The 16,443-nt window shown below is 72.1% G+C and carries 17 protein-coding genes; 4 read left to right on the top strand and 13 right to left on the bottom strand.

Annotated elements, in window-relative coordinates; translation table 11 throughout:
• Positions 1-23 precede the first annotated feature (23 nt).
• Positions 24-650, top strand: a complete 627-nt coding sequence (locus ACIP64_RS11455) for a hypothetical protein (RefSeq protein WP_401584160.1) — start codon at positions 24-26, stop codon at positions 648-650.
• 25 nt (positions 651-675) lie between these two features.
• On the opposite strand, the gene ACIP64_RS11450 is transcribed toward ACIP64_RS11455, so the two are convergent.
• From ACIP64_RS11450 to ACIP64_RS11440, 3 genes are all read right to left on the bottom strand, one after another.
• A complete protein-coding gene (locus tag ACIP64_RS11450; protein WP_401584751.1) occupies positions 676-1,047 on the bottom strand; it encodes a hypothetical protein in 372 nt (123 codons plus the stop codon).
• Positions 1,048-1,261: 214 nt separating this feature from the next.
• Positions 1,262-1,744 carry a hypothetical protein gene (locus ACIP64_RS11445; protein ID WP_401584157.1) on the bottom strand — a complete coding sequence of 161 codons (483 nt, stop codon included), beginning with the start codon at positions 1,742-1,744 and terminating at the stop codon, positions 1,262-1,264.
• A gap of 66 nt (positions 1,745-1,810) precedes the next feature.
• A complete protein-coding gene (locus ACIP64_RS11440) occupies positions 1,811-2,392 on the bottom strand; it encodes a dienelactone hydrolase family protein (RefSeq protein WP_401584749.1) in 582 nt (193 codons plus the stop codon).
• A gap of 80 nt (positions 2,393-2,472) precedes the next feature.
• Between ACIP64_RS11440 and ACIP64_RS11435 the strand changes: the two genes are divergently transcribed.
• Positions 2,473-3,576 (top strand): mechanosensitive ion channel family protein, encoded by a 1,104-nt coding sequence (locus ACIP64_RS11435; RefSeq protein ID WP_401584747.1) that lies wholly within the window; start codon positions 2,473-2,475, stop codon positions 3,574-3,576.
• 33 nt (positions 3,577-3,609) lie between these two features.
• Here ACIP64_RS11435 and ACIP64_RS11430 read toward each other — a convergent pair whose 3' ends face one another.
• The 5 genes from ACIP64_RS11430 to ACIP64_RS11410 form a co-directional block, all read right to left on the bottom strand.
• The gene (locus ACIP64_RS11430) at positions 3,610-5,205 is read right to left on the bottom strand and encodes a Na+/H+ antiporter (protein WP_401584155.1); all 1,596 of its coding nucleotides are present in this window, start codon (positions 5,203-5,205) and stop codon (positions 3,610-3,612) included.
• Positions 5,206-5,249: 44 nt separating this feature from the next.
• The gene (locus ACIP64_RS11425) at positions 5,250-5,687 is read right to left on the bottom strand and encodes a GNAT family N-acetyltransferase (RefSeq protein ID WP_401584152.1); all 438 of its coding nucleotides are present in this window, start codon (positions 5,685-5,687) and stop codon (positions 5,250-5,252) included.
• Positions 5,680-6,615: an RluA family pseudouridine synthase gene (locus ACIP64_RS11420; protein ID WP_401584150.1), complete on the bottom strand. Its 936-nt coding sequence runs from the start codon at positions 6,613-6,615 to the stop codon at positions 5,680-5,682. The genes ACIP64_RS11425 and ACIP64_RS11420 overlap by 8 nt, the downstream gene beginning before the upstream one ends.
• 108 nt (positions 6,616-6,723) lie before the next feature.
• Complete coding sequence (gene lspA / locus ACIP64_RS11415; RefSeq protein ID WP_360911941.1) at positions 6,724-7,284, bottom strand: signal peptidase II; 561 nt, start codon at positions 7,282-7,284, stop codon at positions 6,724-6,726.
• Positions 7,285-7,393: 109 nt separating this feature from the next.
• The gene (locus ACIP64_RS11410; protein ID WP_401584148.1) at positions 7,394-8,182 is read right to left on the bottom strand and encodes a TraR/DksA family transcriptional regulator; all 789 of its coding nucleotides are present in this window, start codon (positions 8,180-8,182) and stop codon (positions 7,394-7,396) included.
• Positions 8,183-8,204: 22 nt separating this feature from the next.
• Here ACIP64_RS11410 and ACIP64_RS11405 point away from each other — a divergent pair, with 22 nt between their 5' ends.
• Positions 8,205-8,843 carry a hypothetical protein gene (locus ACIP64_RS11405; protein WP_401584145.1) on the top strand — a complete coding sequence of 213 codons (639 nt, stop codon included), beginning with the start codon at positions 8,205-8,207 and terminating at the stop codon, positions 8,841-8,843.
• A 407-nt stretch (positions 8,844-9,250) separates the two neighbouring features.
• Positions 9,251-12,388: an isoleucine--tRNA ligase gene (gene ileS / locus ACIP64_RS11400; RefSeq protein ID WP_401584142.1), complete on the top strand. Its 3,138-nt coding sequence runs from the start codon at positions 9,251-9,253 to the stop codon at positions 12,386-12,388.
• 299 nt (positions 12,389-12,687) lie between these two features.
• On the opposite strand, the gene ACIP64_RS11395 is transcribed toward ileS, so the two are convergent.
• From ACIP64_RS11395 to pgeF, 5 genes are all read right to left on the bottom strand, one after another.
• A complete protein-coding gene (locus ACIP64_RS11395; protein ID WP_401584139.1) occupies positions 12,688-13,893 on the bottom strand; it encodes a DivIVA domain-containing protein in 1,206 nt (401 codons plus the stop codon).
• 46 nt (positions 13,894-13,939) lie between these two features.
• Positions 13,940-14,227 (bottom strand): YggT family protein, encoded by a 288-nt coding sequence (locus ACIP64_RS11390; protein ID WP_319661048.1) that lies wholly within the window; start codon positions 14,225-14,227, stop codon positions 13,940-13,942.
• A 62-nt stretch (positions 14,228-14,289) separates the two neighbouring features.
• Positions 14,290-14,889 carry a cell division protein SepF gene (locus tag ACIP64_RS11385; protein ID WP_360911931.1) on the bottom strand — a complete coding sequence of 200 codons (600 nt, stop codon included), beginning with the start codon at positions 14,887-14,889 and terminating at the stop codon, positions 14,290-14,292.
• Positions 14,890-14,952: 63 nt separating this feature from the next.
• Complete coding sequence (locus tag ACIP64_RS11380; RefSeq protein ID WP_401584134.1) at positions 14,953-15,693, bottom strand: YggS family pyridoxal phosphate-dependent enzyme; 741 nt, start codon at positions 15,691-15,693, stop codon at positions 14,953-14,955.
• Positions 15,694-15,705: 12 nt separating this feature from the next.
• Positions 15,706-16,443, bottom strand: coding sequence for a peptidoglycan editing factor PgeF (gene pgeF / locus ACIP64_RS11375; RefSeq protein WP_401584745.1), 738 nt, complete (start codon positions 16,441-16,443; stop codon positions 15,706-15,708).

Below are 16,443 nucleotides of genomic sequence, written 5' to 3'. Positions count from 1 at the left end.
GAGTCGTCGCGACGGGAGGGGACATGGGAATCGGCTACAAGACGTCCTGGCTCGCGGTCCGGGACGCCGGGCCCGAGGAGGTGGCGGACGCCCTCGGGCTGCGGCACCGCCGGGCCATGGGCTGGCAGGACGGCACCGAGGCGGCCTACCGGCAGGGGGTCTTCGTGGCACGGCCCGTCGCCGCGTGGACGATCGCGCACGGCCGCGTCCATCTGCCGGCGGGGACCGACGCGACCGAGCCGGGCTTTCCCGACTGGCTCCGGTCGCTGGGCGCACGCCTTGGCGACCTCCAGTTCTTCACCACCGAGCGCGTGAGCGAGTTCCACGCCTGGGCCCGGGTCGACGCCGGTGAGCTGACCCGCGCGTACTGCTGCGTCGGGATGCACGACGACATCCCGCTCCGGCTCGGCGAGCCCACCGACGTCGAGAGGGAACTCGGCGTCGGGCTGCGCCGGATGGAGGAGCGGCGGCAGGACTGGCAGGAGGCCGACTGGGACGCCTGGTACGAGGCCACGCCCGGCGAGGACGACGTCATGGACATCGCCCGCCGCTGGGGCGTCTGCCCCCTCGACATCCCGGACGGCTCCGTCGTCCTCCCGGGCGTCCACGGCTTCCCGCCGGGGATCGAGCCGGCGGACGCCCGGACCTGACACCCGGACCTGACACCGGGTGCGCTCACGCCATGGCGACGAATCCGCCCCGCGACCGGCCGCCGGTGAAGAGTTCCTCCCAGTCGATGTCCTCGGGCGGAACGTCGAAGGAGTCCAGGGAGACGACGACGGCTCCCCCGGCCTGCTCCGCCGCTCCGCACCACTGGGCCATGGCCTCGGCCTCCTCCTGCGACCGGGCGCCCTGGACCAGGCATCCCGCGTCGCCGGGGCCGTCGACCACCGACATGGTGAGCTTCGGCATGAGGCGCCACTCGGGGCACGACGGCATCCTGCCCCCGGGCGCGTGCAGCCCGGGCAGTGCGGAGTGGATCGGCGCTCCGGCGAGCAGGAGGAGCGGCACGGGTCCCAGCACGAAGTGGGTGTTCTCACGAGGCATCAGCACCCGCCGACTCTCTCACGGCCTCCCGGCCGCACCCCGCCAGGACACCGGTCCGCGGCCTGTCCGTCGTACGGCTTGCCCGACGTGAAGGGGTGGTTGTGCGTCGCCTGCTCGATGCGCCGGCCGTCGGTTCCCGCGTCCGGGAAGACAGCAGCTCTCCCCCGTGTCGGCGACTCGGTGCTCCGCACTGTGGCCCGGCGGGCCGGGCCCGTCAGGGGCAGATCCAGCAGTAGAGGCGGCGGCCGGTGGAGCGGGCGCGGCCGGCGAGGGCGGCGAGGTCCTTGAGGAAGACCCCGAGGGCGCGGGGGTCCAACTCCGCGCGGGAGGCGCCGGGGACGGCCGGGGTGCGCGAGGTGCGGGCCCAGCCGACGGCGACGTCCTCCAGCAGGCGGGGGTCGAACGCGGCGAGGGCGTCGCGGAAGGTGTCGGTCAGGGAGACGGCGACGACCCCGCCGTCGCCGGCCATGCCGACCAGCGCGCCGCGGCGGGGGTCGGTCTGGACGTCCTCGGGCGCACGGCCGGTGATCAGTACCTCAGCGGGGAGGAGTTCGAGCACCGGGTCGACGCCCTCGACCACGAGCTGGTCGTAGTCGGGGGCGAGGGCCGCGCCGTCGTCGTGGACCTCTGCGCGGAGCACGGCGCGGACCGCGTCCCGGTCGTCGCCGGCGGAGTAGTAGCCGTAGAGAGCACCCATGGCCGGATGATCCCATCCGGCACTGACAACGGCCGCTGGGAGCAGGGTAGTTGCGGCCCCGCCCTGCTACTGCGCGTCCGCCGCGATGTCCGCGAGGAAGTCCAGGGCGATCGCCCACGCGCGCTCGGTGGCCTCGGCGTCGTAGTCGTCGAGGCCGGGGTCGGTGAACAGGTGGCCCGCGCCGCGGTAGCGGTGGACCTCCACGTCGGCGCCGGCCTTGCGCATGCGCAGGTACCAGGCGTTCAGCCAGTCGTCGGGCTCGAAGGGGTCCGGCTCGGCGACGTGCAGCTGGACGGGCATGCCGGTCGAGGCGTCGTCGGCGATGTCGGACGTACCGTGCAGCAGCAGGAGGCCGCGGGCGTTGTCGTCGGCGAGGGCGAGGTTCTGGGCGATGGAGCCGCCGAGGGAGAAGCCCGCGTAGACGAGGCCGCGTTCGGAGAGCGGACCGGAGACGGTGACGGCGCGCATCAGCAGCTCGTCGCGGCCGATCTCGTCCTTGATGGCCATGCCCTCTTCGACGGTCCCGGCGGTCCGGCCCTCGTACAGGTCGGGCACGTGCACCTCGTGCCCGGCGGCGCGCAGCCGGTCGGCGGCGGCGTGCACGGCGGGACGGAGTCCGTAGGCCGAGTGGAAGAGCACGATGGTCATGCCGGAGGTCACAATCTCACGTCCCATGGGTGGTGCACGATCGGGGTACGGGCTCCATCATGCCCGTTACCGTCGAGACCATGGACTCCGTCGTACGGCCGCTGGGCGTGGTGGGCGGCTCCCTCATCGTGACTCTTGCCGTGGGCTGGGCCGTCGACCACGCGCTGCGCCGCGCCGACGCCCGTCACCCCGAGACCCCCTTGTGGCAGTTGCTGCGGCGCGCCAGGCTGCCGCTGCAACTGGTGATCGGCAGCTCCCTGCTGCGGGGTTCGTACGAGCAGGCGCATCTTGCCCGCGGCCACACGCAAGCGGTCGGCCAGGTGCTGACCCTGGTGCTGATCGGGGCCTGCGCCTGGCTGGTGGTCCGGGTCGCGGCCGCGATCGTGGAGGCCTCGTACTCGCGGTACGCCTCCGGGGCGCAGGACGCGGCGCGGGTGCGCCGGGTGCGCACGCAGGTGTCACTGATCCAGCGGGCGGTGTCGGCGGTGGTCGGTGTGGTCGCGGTGGCGGCAATGCTGCTGACGTTCCCCGCCATGCGCGGCTTCGGGGCGTCCGTGCTGGCCTCCGCGGGCCTGATCGGCATCGTGGCGGGTATCGCGGCCCAGTCGACGCTGGGGAACCTGTTCGCGGGGCTGCAGATCGCCTTCGGCGACATGGTGCGGATCGGCGACGCCGTGGTGGTGGAGGGCGAGTGGGGGACGGTCGAGGAGATCACCCTGACCTATCTCGTGGTCCGCACCTGGGACGAGCGGCGGATCACCATGCCGGTGTCGTACTTCACCAGCAAGCCCTTCGAGAACTGGTCGCGCGGCGACGCCCGGATGACGGGCACCGTCTACTTCCACCTCGACCACACCACTCCCGTGGACCTGATGCGCGCCCGGCTGCAGGAGGTCCTCAAGGAGTGCCCGCAGTGGGACGGCCGGGCCTGGGGCCTGGTGGTGACGGACGCGACCCCCACCACGATCCAGGTGCGGGCGCTGGCCACGGCGAAGGACGCGGACGACATCTGGACGGTGCGCTGCGTGGTGCGCGAGCAGATGATCGACTGGCTGCGCCGTGAGCACCCGTACGCCCTGCCCCGCATCAACACCGCCCAGGCACCGGGCCTTGCCGAGGCCCCGGAACGCGAGCAGGCGACGCCGGACGCGAGCGACATCGGGCCGGGCCCCGGCGCCCGTTAGCCGGACACCGGGACGCCGGGACACCGGGACGCGCTAGCGGGACACCCGCAGGCTGCGGACGTCGAGCTGGCGCAGCACCCGGTCGACGATCTCCGGGTCGTAGCCGGGTTCGCTGCGGGCGGCCAGGATCTCGTGCCGGGCCGCGGAGAGCATGTCCCGCTGCACGCGCTCCAGGGTCCTGATGCGGCCCACCCGCGCGGTGTGCCGGTCGCGCTTGTCGTCGTCGACGATGTCGGGGCAGATCCGCGCCCCGACGTCGAAGGCGCGGCGGTGGAGGAGCTCGGAGACCTCCTCGGGGAAGCTCTCGGTCGCCTCCACCTCCTTCAGCCGCTGCTTGGCGGCCGCCATGGCGCGCAGCGCGAGCAGCATCTCCATGTCGTGCTCGATCTGGGTGTCGCTGCTGACCCCGAGCCGTCTGACGACCCACGGCAGAGTGAGGCCCTGGAGCACCAGGGTGGTCAGGACGACGGCGAACGCGATGAAGAGGATCTCGTCGCGCGCCGGGAACGCGTCGCCGTTGTCACTGGTGTGCGGGATGGCCAGGGCCAGGGCGACGGACGCCACTCCGCGCATGCCGGACCACCACATGACGAGGGTCTCGCGCCCGCTCATGGGGATGTCCTCGTCCAGGTCGCGCCGTTTGTGCAGCTTCCTGGCCAGCAGGGAGGCGGGCAGCAGGTACGCGAGCCGTACGACGATCACCGCGCCGACGACGAGCGCCGCGTGGCCGACCATCGTTCCCCAGCGCCCGGCACCGACCCCGAAGACGTTGTGCAGTTCCAGGCCGATGAGGCCGAAGGCGACGCCGGTGACGAGGGTGTCGACGACCTCCCAGAAGGTGGCGCCGACCAGCCGGCCCGTCACGTCGTCGGCGTCCACGGCGTGCTCGGCCAGGAAGAGCGCGGTGGTGAGGACGGCGAGGACGCCGGAGCCGTGGGCCTCGTCGGCGATGGCGTACGCCGCGAAGGGGACGAGCAGCGACAGCCCGATCTGGAGGGTCGGGTCGCCCACGACCCCCATCAGTTTGGAGGCCATCCAGCCCAGGGCGAGGCCCACCACGACCGCGACGACCGCCGACAGCAGCAGTTCGCCGAGCGCCTCCGGCCAGGAGAAGGCGCCCGTGACGGCGGCGGCGACGGCCACGTTGTAGACCACGATCGCGGTGACGTCGTTGAACAGCCCCTCGCCCTCCAGCGTGGAGACCATGCGCCGGGGAAGCCCGAGCCGCCCCGCCACGGCGGTGGCCGCCACCGGGTCCGGAGGGGCGACGAGCGCGCCGAGCGCGACGGCACCGGCCAGAGAGATGCCGGGGACGACGGCGCTGGCGATGCCGCCCACGGCCGCCGTGGTGATGAGCACCAGGGCGACGGCGAGCAGGAAGATCGCCCTCTTGTTGGCGGCGAACTGCCGCCACGAGGTGCGCTGGACGGAGGCGTAGAGCAGCGGCGGCAGCACGAGCGGCAGGATGAGCGCCGGGTCGATCTGCACATTGGGCACGAACGGCAGCAGGGCCAGCACGACCCCGAGCAGTGTCATGAGGACGGGCGACGGCAGCCCCAGCCGGTCGCCCAGCGGCACCATGATGATGGCCGCGAGCATCAGGGCGAAGAACAGCGCGAGTTGATCCACGCCCCTAGCGTGACATGTCCGCCGAGCCGGTCCCGGTCAGCCCGTCACAGCGCGCGCCTCATGGAGCGGTGGGCGATGCCCGCCTCCTCGTACTCCTCGCCGTAGGACGCGTAGCCCAGGCGCTCGTAGAAGCCGAGGGCGTGGACCTGTGCGTGCAGTTCGACGGTGTGCAGTCCGCGCAGCCGGGCCTGCTCCTCCACGGCCCGCACCAGTGCCGCCCCCAGGCCCAGCCCGCGGGCCGCGGAGAGCACGGCGAGACGGCCCAGCACACCGGTGCCGTCCGCGCCGGGGAGCAGCCGGCCGGCGCCCAGCGCGCCGTCGGGGCCGATCGCCACCACATGGACGGCGGTCGCGTCGAGTTCGTCGTACTCCAGGTCGGCGGGCACCTTCTGCTCCAGCACGAAGACCTCGTGCCGCACGGCGAAGTACGCCTTCAGGTCGTCCGGGCCCTCGGGCACCCGGATCGTGTAGGTCTCAGGCACTGTCGCCCCGCACGATGTCGAGGGCGTGCTGGAGGTCCTCGGGGTAGTCGCTCTCGAACTCGACCCAGGTGCCGTCCCCGGGGTGCGTGAAGCCCAGGCGCACCGCGTGCAGCCACTGGCGTGCCAGCCCCAGCCGTTTGGCGAGGGTCGGATCGGCGCCGTAGGTCAGGTCGCCGGCGCAGGGGTGGCGGTGGGCGGCCATGTGCACGCGGATCTGGTGGGTGCGGCCGGTCTCCAGCTTGATGTCCAGCAGCGAGGCGGCGCGGAACGCCTCGACCAGGTCGTAGTGCGTCACGCTGGGCTTGCCGTCCGCGGTCACGGCCCACTTGTAGTCGTGGGTGGGGTGGCGGCCGATCGGCGCGTCAATGGTGCCGCTCAGCGGGTCGGGGTGGCCCTGGACGAGGGCGTGGTAGCGCTTGTCGACGGTCCGCTCGCGGAACTGCTGCTTGAGGTCGCTGTAGGCGATCTCCGACTTGGCCACGGCCATGAGACCGGAGGTGCCGACGTCCAGCCGGTGCACGATGCCCTGGCGCTCCGCAGCGCCGGAGGTGGAGATCCGGTAGCCGGCCGCCGCCAGGCCGCCGATGACGGTGGTACCGGTCCAGCCGGGGCTGGGGTGCGCCGCGACGCCCACCGGCTTGTCGACGACGACCACGTGCTCGTCGTCGTGGACGATGCGCATGCCCGGCACCGGCTCGGCGACGATCTCCACGGGCCGCGGCGGGGCCGGCAGCTCGACCTCCAGCCAGGCGCCGCCCGAGACGCGGTCCGACTTTCCCGCGGTGCTGCCGTCGATCGTCACCTTCCCCGACGCCGCCAGCTCGGCGGCCTTCGTCCGGGAGAAACCGAACATGCGGGCGATGGCGGCGTCGACACGCTCGCCTTCGAGACCATCGGGAACAGGGAGGGACCGAACTTCGGCAGACATACTCACCTGGTCGAGTATGCCGGATGGGTGACCGGTGCTTCCCCGCCCGCGCGTTCCGGCCGGTCTTCGGCGGCCCGGCGGCCTGGCGGCCCGGCGGCCCGGCGGCCGTCAGTCCTTGTGGACCGTGCCGTCCGGGTCGAGGCCCCGGAAGGAGAGCAGGACGATCAGGATGCCGCCGCAGACGATCGCCGAGTCGGCGAGGTTGAAGACGGCGAAGTGGGCGGGGGCGACGAAGTCGACCACGTGCCCCTGGAAGAAGCCCGGCGCCCGGAACACCCGGTCGGTGAGGTTGCCGAAGGCGCCGCCGAGCAGCAGCCCGAGCGCGATCGCCCACGGCACGCTGTGCAGCTTCCGCGCGATGCGCGCGATCACCACGATGACCGTGACCGCGATCACGGTGAAGACGATCGTCATGCCCTGCCCGAAACCGAAGGCCGCGCCCGCGTTGCGGACCGCCTCCAGGCGCAGGTAGTGCCCGAACACGTCGATCGGCTCACGCCCCTCCAGGCGCGTCACCACCCAGATCTTGGACAGCAGGTCCAGGGTGTACGCCAGGGCCGCCACACCGAGCAGCACGGCGACGCGCCGCGGCCCCTTGGGGACGGTCGCTTCCGTGCCACCGGTCGGCTCGTCCGCCGTGTCCGTCGCCGTCTCCTGTGCCTTCGCCATGTGAGTCCTTCAGCCCCGATGTCCCGGCCAGGCCTGATCCTGACGCTGACGAGGTTACGGCACACACGTCCGAACGGCGGGGGCGGCCGGGCGCTGCCCCCGCGAAATCTCAGTAGCGGCGCTCCTGCCGCTGCTTGCAGTCGACGCACAGCGTGGCGCGGGGGAAGGCCTGCATCCGCGCCTTGCCGATGGGCTCCCCGCAGGACTCGCACAGCCCGTACGTACCGGAGTCGAGCCGTTCCAGCGCGTGCTCGGTCTGGGCGAGCATCTCGCGGGCGTTGGCGGTGAGCGCCATTTCGTGCTCGCGGGTGATGTTCTTGGTGCCGGTGTCGGCCTGGTCGTCACCGGCGCCGTCGCCGGAGTCGCGCAGCAGGCCGGTGATGGCGTCCTCCGAGGTCGAGATCTCCGTCCGGAGCCGGTCCATCTCGGCCAGCAGCTCGGCGCGGGCCGCGTCCACCTCCTCGGCGGACCAGGGCTCCTCGCCGGGGCGGACCGGCAGGTCGCCGGGGGCGACGATGCCGGTCGGCCGGGCGATACGGGCCGTGGGCACCGCGGAGGCGGACCCCCCTGATGCGGCCGTACCGGCCGCGGTCTTCTTCGCTACCACCTTCTTGGCTCCCTTTTTCGTGGCCTTCGCGGTCGCGTCGGTCTTCGCGGTCGCGCCGGACTTCGCCGGCCCGGACTCCTTGGGGGGCCCGGCCGTCCGCCCCGCCTTCGCGGTCTTCTTCGGCGCGGCGGCGGCCTTCTTGGCCGCCGGCGCCTTCTCCGCCGCGGGGGCGGTCTTCTTCGCGGGGGGCGCGGTCCTGTGGGCCGCCCGTCCCGCCGTCTTGCCGGCCTTGCCCGACTGGCCCGCGGCGCGTGTGGGCGCCGTCGTCGTGGTCTTCTCGGCCTCCGCCACGGCAGCTCTCTTCCCTGCGGCCTTGACCGCGGTCCTCCGCGCGCCTTCCGCGGTCTGCTTCACGGCACCGGCCGTCTTCCTGGCGGGCGGCTTCTCGGATGCCGTCCCCTTCGAGGATGCCGCCTTTGTGACGGATTTCGCCTTTCCGGAGGACGCCGATTTCTTCGCGGGGGTCGCGGAAGCGGCCCTCACAGCCTTGGCCGGGGCCTTGGCCGGGGCCTTCGCGGGAGCCTTGGCGCGGCTCTTCGCCGGGCTCTTCGCGGGCGCCTCCACCGGGGCCGTCGCCTTGCCGGGCTTCGCGGTCTTCTTCGCGGCCTTCCCCGCCTTGGGGGACGCGGCGGCCGTCCTGCGTGCGGGCGCGGAAGGGGCGGGGCGTTCGACCGCGGCTTTGGGCGCGGCTTTCCCGCGGCCCGCGGTGGCGGCCCTGGGTGTCGCCTTCTTCGCCGTCGCCTTCTTCGTGGCGGTGGCCTTCTTCCCCACCATGGTCGCGGCCCCTTCACATATTGTGATCTTGCACGCGAATCGTGCCGGAACGATAAATCGGCCCCGGACCCGCGGCAACGGGGCACGCCGCCGGATTCGCCCGCCTTGCCCGGTCGGGAGGCGGGCATGCATCCGTTGTGCCCAGCTCTCCGCCAGGTATTCCGGTACCGACCGGTAGCGGGGGGCGCACCCGGCCATTCGGGTCACTCCGGCCCCGCGGGCGACCCGGCCCGGGGCGGCCCCCTCAATGCCTGGCCTTCGGCGCGGGCGACCCCAGTACACTGGCCTGAGCGAAAGGCGTGGAAGGGGACGAGTAGCGCCGCACGCAGCCCATAGCGACCCGGGGACGGTGGAAGCCCGGGGGTGTGCGCGACGTGAAGATCACCCCGGAGCCGCCGGAAGAAAGCCCGCGAGGGCGAGTAGACCCGGTAGCGCAACCCCAATGAGGGGGCTGCGGAACGACCCCGCCAGGGGCCCGCCCGCCGCCAAGGAGGGTGGTACCGCGGGACCGGCGCAGCTGCCGGCTCTCGTCCCTCCGACGGAATACGCACGCACCAATGACGTGTCCGCCGGAGGCAGAATCCGATGACGCAGTACCGCCAGGTCCCCGCCCAGGTCGACCTGCCCGCGCTGGAGCACGAAGTGCTCGCGTTCTGGCAGGAGAACAAGGTCTTCGCCCGTTCGCTGGAGCAGACCCAGGGCAAGCCGGAATGGGTCTTCTACGAGGGCCCGCCGACGGCCAACGGCATGCCCGGCGCGCACCACATCGAGGCCCGCGTCTTCAAGGACGTCTTCCCCCGCTTCAAGACCATGCAGGGCCACCATGTGACCCGCAAGGCCGGCTGGGACTGCCACGGCCTCCCCGTGGAGCTCGCCGTCGAGAAGGAGCTCGGCTTCACCGGCAAGAAGGACATCGAGGCATACGGCATCGCCGAGTTCAACGCCAAGTGCCGGGAGTCGGTGACCCGGCACACCGACGCCTTCGCCGAGCTGACGACCCGTATGGGCTACTGGGTCGACCTCGACGAGGCCTACCGCACGATGGACCCCGAGTACATCGAGTCCGTCTGGTGGTCGCTGAAGCAGATCTTCGACAAGGGCCTGCTCGTCCAGGACCACCGCGTCGCGCCCTGGTGCCCGCGCTGCGGCACCGGCCTGTCCGACCACGAACTCGCCCAGGGCTACGAGACCGTGGTCGACCCCTCGGTCTTCGTGCGCTTCCCGCTCACCTCCGGCCCGCTCGCCGGCGAGGCCGCGCTCCTGGTGTGGACGACCACGCCCTGGACGCTGGTGTCCAACACCGCCGTCGCGGCGCACCCCGACGTCACCTATGTGGTGGCGACGAAGGGCACCGACGACTCCGAGAAGCTGGTCGTCGCCGAGCCGCTGCTCGGCAAGGCGCTCGGTGAGGGCTGGGAGCCCACCGGACAGAGCTTCACCGGCCGCGAGATGGAGCGCTGGACGTACCGGCGCCCGTTCGCGCTGGTCGAGATCGAGAACGCGCACTACGTCGTCAACGCCGAGTACGTCACCACCGAGGACGGCACGGGTCTGGTCCACCAGTCGCCCGCGTTCGGTGAGGACGACCTCAAGACCTGCCGCGCCTACGGCCTGCCCGTGGTCAACCCGGTGCGCCCCGACGGCACCTTCGAGGAGGAACTGGAGCTCGTCGGCGGCCAGTTCTTCAAGAAGGCCGACGAGGCCCTGGTGGCCGACCTCCAGGAGCGCGGTCTGCTCTTCCGGCACCTGCCGTACGAGCACAGCTACCCGCACTGCTGGCGCTGCCACACCGCGCTGCTCTACTACGCGCAGCCGTCCTGGTACATCAGGACGACCGCGGTCAAGGACGCGCTGCTGCGCGAGAACGAGCGCACCAACTGGTACCCCGAGGCGGTCAAGCACGGCCGGTTCGGCGACTGGCTGAACAACAACATCGACTGGGCGCTGTCCCGGAACCGGTACTGGGGCACTCCGCTGCCCATCTGGCGCTGCGAGGAGGGCCACCTCACCTGCGTCGGCTCGCTGACCGAGCTGTCGGAGCTGACCGGCACCGACCAGACCGGCCTCGACCCGCACCGCCCCTTCATCGACGACGTCACCTTCGCCTGCCCGCAGTGCCAGGGCGCCGCCACGCGCGTGCCCGAGGTCATCGACGCCTGGTACGACTCCGGTTCCATGCCGTTCGCGCAGTGGGGCTACCCGTACCGCAACAAGGAGGTCTTCGAGCGCAGCTTCCCCGCGCAGTTCATCTCCGAGGCGATCGACCAGACCCGCGGCTGGTTCTACACGCTGATGGCGGTCGGCACCCTGGTCTTCGACCGGAACTCCTACGAGAACGTGGTCTGCCTGGGCCACATCCTCGCCGAGGACGGCCGGAAGATGTCCAAGCACCTGGGCAACATCCTCCAGCCCATCCCGCTCATGGACCAGCACGGCGCCGACGCCGTGCGCTGGTTCATGGCGGCCGGCGGCTCGCCCTGGGCGGCCCGCCGGGTCGGCCACGGCACGATCCAGGAGGTCGTCCGCAAGACGCTGCTGACCTACTGGAACACCGTCGCCTTCCAGGCCCTGTACGCCCGCACCGCGGGCTGGGCCCCCGGTGAGGCCGACCCGGCGCCCGCCGACCGCCCGCTGCTGGACCGCTGGCTGCTCGGCGAACTCGGCACCCTGGTGCGCGAGGTCACCGGCGCGCTGGAGTCGTACGACACCCAGCGGGCCGGCAAGCTGCTCTCCTCCTTCGTGGACGACCTGTCCAACTGGTACGTCCGCCGCTCCCGCCGCCGCTTCTGGCAGGGCGACAGGGCGGCGCTGCGCACCCTGCACGACGTCGTCGAGACCGTGACCCGGCTGATGGCCCCCCTGGTGCCGTTCATCACCGAGCGCGTCTGGCAGGACCTGGTCGTCCCGGTCGCCCCGGGCGCACCGGAGTCCGTGCACCTGACGAGCTGGCCGACGGTGGACGAGGCGCTCGTCGACCCCGCCCTGTCCGAGCAGATGGCCCTCGTACGGCGTCTGGTGGAGCTGGGCCGGGCAACGCGTGCGGAGTCCGGGGTCAAGACCCGTCAGCCCCTCTCGCGGGCGCTGGTGGCCGCGGCGGGCTTCGAGTCGCTGGGCGAGGAACTGCGGGCGCAGATCGCCGAGGAGCTGAACGTCCTCTCGCTGGCGTCCCTCAGCGAGGTCGGCGGCTCCCTGGTGGACACCACGGCCAAGGCCAACTTCCGCGCGCTCGGGAAGCGGTTCGGCAAGGGCGTCCAGGCCGTCGCCAAGGCCATCGCCGAGTGCGAGGCCGCGGCGCTGTCGCTCGGCCTGCGCGAGGGCACGGCCTCCGTCGTGGTGGACGGCGAGCCGGTCGCCCTGTCGGCGGAGGAAGTGATCATCACCGAGACCCCGCGCGAGGGCTGGTCGGTCGCCTCCGACTCCGGCGCGACCGTGGCGCTCGACCTGGAGGTCACCCCGCAGCTGCGCCGGGCGGGGCTGGCCCGTGACGTGATCCGGCTCGTCCAGGAGGCACGCAAGAACAGCGGCCTGGACGTCGCCGACCGCATCGCGCTGCGCTGGGCCGCCGCGGACGCGGAGCTGGCCTCGGCCCTGGAGGAGCACGCGGGGCTCGTCGCGGACGAGGTCCTCGCGACGGACTTCGCCGCCGGCGGTCCCGAGGACGGCTACGGCCCCGCCTTCACCGACGAGGCCCTCGGCCTCACCTTCCACCTCCGCAAGCGGTAGGCACCTGACGGAAGTCCGGCCGACCCGGCGCGGGACCCGCGCCGGGTCCGCCGGCCCGGCTTGCTCCATCCGGGTGTTCCGGCACCCCGCCGCCCCCGTCCACAGCACCGTGGGCGGGGGCGGCTCCTTTGTGCGTCCGGAGCGGCCGCCGTGCCCCGGCAAGGGGGCCTGGAGACCTCGGCGGCGCGAAGGGCGCACCGGGACGCAGCAGGCCACGCACAAGGGCCGGGCCCCCGAGGGAAGTGATTCCCTGGGGGCCCGGCCCTGTGTCGTGCGGTGGTGCGTGAGCGACCCTGCGACTAGTTGTCGTCCTCGTCGATCAGGAACCCGCGCATCGGCGTGGGCGCCTGCTGCAGCGGAGCCGGGCCCTGCGGCCGGACCGGTGCCATCGGCTGCGTCATGGCGGGGGACATCTGCTGCTGGCCGCCGTAGGTCGGGTTGGGGCCGCTGTGGCCGCCCATGCCCTGGCCGCCGTAGCTCTGGCCGCCGCCCATGGTGCCGGCACCGGCCGTGGCCATGCCGCCGCCCATGGTGCCGCCGCCCATGCCGCCCATACCGCCGGAACCGGAGGACAGGGAGGGGGCCGCGGAGGTCCGCGGCGGGGCGAGCGAGTCGTCGGCCTGGTTCTCCAGCTGGCGCAGCTGGCTCTCCAGGTAGGACTTCAGACGGGTGCGGTACTCGCGCTCGAAGCCGCGCAGGTCCTCGACCTTGCGCTCCAGCGTCGCGCGGGCGGACTCGAGCGAGCCCATGGCCACGCGGTGCTTCTCCTGCGCGTCCCGCTCGAGCGCGTCCGCCTTGGCGCGGGCGTCGCGCTCCAGACCCTCGGCACGGCTGCGGGCCTCACCGACGATCTTGTTGGCCTCGGCGCGCGCCTCGGCGATCGCCTGGTCGGCCGTCTGCTGCGCGAGCGAGAGCACGCGGGCAGCGCTGTCGCCGCCGGGGCCCTGCTGCTGCATGGGGTGGCCGCCCTGCATGGGGCCGGGACCCTGCTGCTGCATCGGGTGCTGGCCCATGTGGCCGGGACCCTGCTGCATCGGGTGGCCGCCCTGCATGGGACCGGGACCCTGCTGCTGCATCGGGTGCTGGCCCATGTGGCCGGGACCCTGCTGCTGCAGACCCTGCTGCTGCATGGGGTGCTGCCCCATGTGGCCCTGCTGAGCGCTGGGCCCGGCGGGCAGGGCGAGGCCACTGCCGGGTCCCTGGGGGCCGCCCATCTGCTGCGGCGGCACCGGCTGCGGTCCGGATATGGCGGCGGGCACGGGGGCCCCGGGGCCGCCGCGGCCGTCCTGCGGCTCGGGCTTGCGCATGCCCTGCTGCTGGTTCTGGGCAGCGGCGCGCGTGGCCGCGGCCAGCTTCGCGCGCAGATCCTCGTTCTCGCGCAGCAGCCTGGTCAGTTCCGCCTCGACCTCGTCGAGGAAGGCGTCCACCTCGTCCTCGTCATAGCCTTCTCGGAGGCGGACGGTCGTGAACTGCTTGTTCCGCACGTCCTCGGGGGTCAGTGGCATCTCTTCACCTCAACGTGATCGTCGACATATCGGGAGCCCGCATCGGTCATCTCAAGCCCCCCACGACGGTGAGCAGGATGTACACGATGATCATCAATACGAAGAAGGACAGGTCGAGCGCCACGCCCCCGAGACGCAGCGGCGGAATGAACCGCCGCAGAAGCTTGAGTGGCGGATCGGTGACAGTGTAGGTGGTCTCCAGGACGACCACCATGGGCTTCCCAGGCTGCCACGATCGGGCGAACTGGAAGACATAGTCCATCACCAACCGGAAGATCAGGACAAGCAGGAAGCACATCAACGCGATCCACAGCACCTGGAGTGCGATGTCCATCGCGCTTCCCTCTCCTCTGCCTGTCCATGGGCCTCGCGGCCGGTTTCGTGCGGTTGCGTATCTCAGCTCTGATTGAAGAACCCGCCCTCGGCGATGCGGGCCTTGTCCTCCGCCGTGACATCGACGTTAGCAGGCGACAGCAGAAACACCTTCTGCGTCACCCGCTCGATGCTCCCGTGCAGCCCGAAGACCAGACCGGCGGCGAAGTCGACAAGTCGCTTTGCGTCTGTGTCGTCCATCTCCGTCAGATTCATGATCACCGGGGTGCCCTCGCGGAAGTGTTCCCCGATGGTACGGGCTTCGTTGTACGTCCGGGGGTGGAGTGTCGTGATCCGGTACGGCTCTCGTTCGGACACGACCTTAGGCATGATCACCGGTGCGTTCTTCTCCAGGCTATGGCGTTCTTGTGTGATGGATGCCACTGGGGCGATCCGTGGTTCCCGGGGGACCGGCGGGTGCACGAGGCGTGCCGGCTCCTCCGGTTGCGTCTGGTGCGGCGGCTGGTGGGACGGGTGCGGCTGGTGCGGCTGGTGCGACCGGCGGGGACGCTCCGGCTCCGGCTCGGGCTCGAACTCGTCGTCCGGGTCGAATCCCGGGCCGTCGTACCCGTCGTCCTCCACGAGGCCGAGGTAGACCGCCATCTTGCGCATCGCGCCGGCCATGCTCTGCGTCCTCTCAGCGGGGAAAGACCATATTTTTTGTGTGGTCCGACTTGGTTGGTGACGTTACCGGAGCCCGGTCCGGACTCCGAGTACCGCGCTACCGATGCGTACGTGTGTCGCACCTGCGGCAACGGCCTCTTCGAGATCCGCGCTCATCCCTGCCGAGACCATGTTCGCAGCAGGATGCATCTCGCGCAGGCAGGATGAGATTTCCGCCAGCCGGCCGAACGCGGCGCGGGGTTGACCGGCGTAGGCCCCGGCCAGCGGCGCGACCGTCATGAGGCCGTCAAGTCGCAGGCCCGGAGCGGCAGTCACCGCTTCGGCGATCCCTTCGACGGCATCCGGTGCGATTCCGCCGCGGGTACCCTGGGCCCCCGACTCGGCGTCCAGCGCGACCTGGACGAGGCAGCCCAGTTCGCGGCCCGCCCGGTCGGACTTCATGACCGCGGCGGACAGCGCCTCGACCAGTCGGACGCGGTCCACCGAGTGCACGACATCGGCATAACCCACCACCGATCGCACCTTGTTGGTCTGCAACTGGCCCACGAAGTGCCAGGTGAGCGGGAGGTCGGCGCAGGCCGCCGCCTTGGGCGCGGCGTCCTGGTCGCGGTTCTCCGCGACCTCGCGGACGCCCAGTCCCGACAGGATCCGGACGTCACTTGCGGGGTAGGTCTTGGTGACCACGACCAGGGTCACCTCGTCCCGGGCCCGGCCGGCCGCCGCGCACGCGTCGGCGATCCGCCGCTCCACCCGGGCCAGGTTGGCCGCGAGTTCGGCCCGTCGTTCTTCCGTTCCGTCAGTCATTGCGCGCGCCGCTCACTGGTCGCCGTCCAGCCAGACATATCCGGCGAGCCGACCGGTGGTGCGCTCGCGGCGGTAGGAGAAGTGGTCGCCCGACTCCATGGTGCAGATATGTGATTTCTCACCCGCGGGCACGCCGAGACGGGCGAGTTGGGCGTGCACCCCGGCCGCGACGTCGACGGAGGGGGTGCCCCAGCTGGTGGTGGCCCGCGCCTCGGGAACGGCCGAGGCCACGTCCTCCCGCATCTGCTCGGGCACTTCGTAGCAGGCGCCGCAGACCGACGGCCCGGTGGCGGCGATGATCCGCTCCGGCCTGGCGCCGAGTCCGACCATCGCCTCGACGGCCGCCGGGACGACACCGGCGACCAGTCCCGGCCGGCCGGCGTGGGCCGCGGCGACGACCCCGGCCTCGGTGTCGGCCAGCAGGACGGGGACGCAGTCGGCGGTCAGCACCGCGAGCGCGAGACCGGGCCGGGTGGTGACGATCGCGTCCACCTCCGGCACCCGCCGTTCGCCCCAGGGGGCGGCGACGACGGCCACGTCGTTGCCGTGCACCTGCTTCATCCACACCACGTGCGCCGGGTCCAGGCCCAGTTCACGGGCGGCGAGGTCGCGGTTGGAGAGGACGGCGGCCGGGTCGTCGCCGACCGCACCGCCGAGATTGAGGCTGTCGTACGGAGCGGCGCTCACCCCGCCCCACCTGTCGGTGAAGGCGAAGTGGGCGCCGCCCGGACGTGCGTGGTTGTGCGTTAT

It is taken from the genome of Streptomyces sp. NPDC088733 (genome assembly GCF_044751185.1).
Lineage (GTDB): Bacteria > Actinomycetota > Actinomycetes > Streptomycetales > Streptomycetaceae > Actinacidiphila.
Note: the sequence above shows the minus strand (reverse complement) of the source record. Positions and strands in the feature narration are given on the sequence as shown.